Annotated in this window: 3 protein-coding genes; all 3 read left to right on the top strand. The window is 41.9% G+C overall.

Annotated features, from left to right (window positions below):
* Nucleotides 1-367 precede the first annotated feature (367 nt).
* Nucleotides 368-529, top strand: coding sequence for a hypothetical protein (locus tag F6K49_RS37890; protein WP_293105371.1), 162 nt, complete (start codon nt 368-370; stop codon nt 527-529).
* 645 nt (nt 530-1,174) lie between these two features.
* Nucleotides 1,175-2,107: a hypothetical protein gene (locus tag F6K49_RS37885; protein ID WP_293105369.1), complete on the top strand. Its 933-nt coding sequence runs from the start codon at nt 1,175-1,177 to the stop codon at nt 2,105-2,107.
* A gap of 274 nt (nt 2,108-2,381) precedes the next feature.
* Nucleotides 2,382-3,389: CHAT domain-containing protein (locus tag F6K49_RS37880; RefSeq protein ID WP_293105367.1), on the top strand; the 1,008-nt coding region annotated here is incomplete at its 3' end.

Here is a 3,389-nt window from a genome sequence, read left to right as displayed (position 1 = left end):
GATGTATAGAGTTTATAGGTTTTGTGGGACTTTTAAGTTAAGAGGGTTATCAAAAACTATTGCATTGTCGAAATACTAACTCTTGGCTGTTCCCTGTTGCCTTTCTTATGGAAAAGCGATTGACCGTAGGTCACGCGGGGCGCGATCGCATTCCTGAAACCCTTTGTTACTCGACCATAGGGAATGCGATCGCTTGTCTTATATCAAGTCAGGATAATTACCCTGTCTTGATGCAGTCGCTCATGGGGGAAACCCCCAAGACCGCGCTGCATCGCTTAATAAAAATCTTCCCCATCTCCCCATCTCCCTATCTCCCCATCTCCCCACCCTCCCCACACTTCCCACACTCCCCACCCTCTCCTTAATTATGGGTATTCAACCAGACTTGATATTATTCTCCCTTACGGCGGTTTGCATAACTATCAGGTACACAGGATTGTTTTCCCTCTTGCCTCTTGCCTCTTGCCTCTTGCCTCTTGCCCCTTGCCCCTTCACTGCTCCCTACTCCCTCCTAGGACTTTGTACCTAACCGAATAGAAAACCGCTTTATGCACACTTTTGCTTTTTTGTCAATTCATAAGTCTTAAAATTGATCGATTGTTTCGGGGAAATTAGAGTTTTTAAATGAGATGTAAACAGAGGATGGCTCTAACCGGAAACAATAAACAGCTAAAAGAGAAGAGTAGGAAAGAGCTCCGATATTTTTTGATGTGATCAGAAATCAGCCTTAGTGTTCATGACCTATTTGGAAAAGGGTTATTTTCTCTGATGAAAGAATAAAAGATTAGACGAAAATTGTCTCTATTTTGTTCCTCTTGTTGAAGATTGTGATATACTACTATCAAACAAACTATACTCAAAGTAAATAATCAATCATAAAAATATAGCTAGTTGTTATGGCTTCGCTAGACAATTTTTTGTGACGCCAATTACAACTTTCATAGCTCATAAGACTAGATAATAAGATAATACTAATTTTTATAATTAATAAGTCTAGTAAAATTACGGATTTAATTGAAAAGGCGGGTTGTAAACTTCTCTAACTTCCCCCTTATCCATGGAAGCTGTAGATGCAGCTTGCCAGTAACTTAATCAATAATTGTGTGATTGTGGCTTGTGCTATACCTCGCTGCCAAGTGTAGTAACTTTGTCAATCTAAATAGAGCTGAAGTCAATGACCGATGAAAACATTCCGCTACCCAATCCCCAAGAAGCTGAGACTTTCTTGGCTGACCTATTTGAGCAAGTAAAAAAATGGGAAAGTTGCCTGGATGAAAGTACAAAGCTTGGTGTAGCTGCAACCGCCGTTAAAAGCTTGCTGGAAAGTACAGTTAGCTTTGGCAATCCCAGGGATAAGTTGATATTGCTTACCGAAGACCTATTTGAAGAAACTGAAGAGGGATTGAGCAACATTTATCGACAGCAAATGCGTGATGCATTTGATTTCTATTACATGACTGTGACTGTCGATTTACGTCCCAAACCAGGGGTTAGATTTTGGCGATTGTGCTGTGAGCTTGACTTCAGTCCCAAAGGAGAAAAAGAGCCCATCGTTCAGGCTATTTTCCCCAAAAGCCAATGGCGACCTGTGATGAACTTCGGGGTGGGCATGAATTTAGCTATCAATAGCAATCTTGATTGGAGTATCGGGATTGATAGCACTGAACTAGCCGAATTTACCACTATTCCTGCGGAGCTCAAAGCTAATGTAGGAAATAAGAACGAACTCAAAGCATTCATTGTCATTCCTGAGTATGCTTACGAAGCTGGTCACTTTGAAATAATTTCCCAAGGTGAAGGTAACTCGAAGTGTTACTGGCGCATTGAAGAGCCCGAAATCCAAAACATACCGACAGTCCAATTTGCTATTGTTTTTAAAGTGCCCAAGGAAATAAAGTCTATTAATTTGCGCGGTATCGCCTGGGGTGAGCCGGATATGAACTGGTTAACTGCTGATATCCGTGATGTTTTCAGTGATCTGGCAGATAGATTACAAACTTTAATACGAAATAAGAATAAGGCGGCGATTAAATTTAGTCGTAGTGATGTCAAGGAATGGATATTGAAGCTACCGAAAGCTAATCTTACACAGGATTTAGCGACTTAAATCGGGTGCATCTTTTTATTGTAAATCTATGGTAAGCATTCAGTTATCAGCGGTCAGTTATCAGCTATCAGTTATCAGCTATCAGCGGTTAGCTGATTTTAGTCAAAAGCTGAATGCTTATATTGGGCTTTTTCCCAGACTTCTAATTCTATAACATCTCTAACTATTAAATTATCCCAAATCAGGTTTATTTTAAGCTGACCACTGACCGCTGACCGCTGACCGCTGACCGCTGATTGCTTACCAATTATCAGCTTTATCTGATCAGACAGCTATGACTAGAGCCTACTACACCTATCGCATCTACCTGATAAATTATTATACCGTGGGGGTTGAAAAGAAAGAACCTGGAAAGCTCGATAATCGAATCTCTGGACCATTTCGGTATCAGGATAAGATCACCCCAGAAGTCAAGGAGTTGATCGAGGAGGTTCGTAAAAATGGACTCAAAGATGCTAACAAGTCGAGGTTACTCGGAGAAGCATTGTTTGATACCTTGTTTGATGATCGACTTTGCCATGATTTTATTGGATTTTATAACGAAGTTGTTCGCACTAAACAGCAACTGCTACGGGTAGAACTAGATATAGACGAGCAAAATATCCCTGAAGTGGCAGCGTTTCCGTGGGAATTTATGTGTTTGCCTCAGAGGACTAACTCAGGAACAATTTGGTTGGCTACTGCACCTGGCTTGGTCTTCTCGCGCCTGCCCTCACACCCGATTTCAGCACCACCGATTCAGTTAGGCGCAAATGAAAAAATGCGGATTGCCTTAGTTGTCTCTGCACCCACAGATTTAAATCCAGTTGCCTACGAGAAAGTGCAGGCGGCGATAGAAACACTAGCCCAGGAACAACCAGAGCAGGTGGAATTGTTACCAGTAGTGAATCCAGCTAGCCGCAGTGCTATTGATAAAGTTCTTAGGAAAAAGCCTCATATTTTCCATTTCATCGGTCATGGTCGTTTCGAGAATGAAAATGGTGAAATTGCCTTGGTGGATGAATTTGATCAGGCACGGTGGATTACCGCCAATTACTTTAGTGATCTATTCAATCGCCATCGACCTGGAATTATTGTGTTGCAGGCATGTCAGGGAGCAATGGAGTCTACATCGAAACCATCTGTAGGGCTAGCTTCCAAGGTTGTGCAGCAACTTATTCCTGTAGTCGTGGCCATGCAGTATCCAGTGTCTAATAGCACAGCTAGCCGATTTGCCTGCCACTTTTATAAACAATTAGCTCAAGGCAAGTCAGCGGATATAGCAGTACAGGAAGGACGACGA

Source organism: Moorena sp. SIO3I6, assembly GCF_010672095.1.
This window is presented reverse-complemented; position numbering and strand designations above follow the sequence as displayed.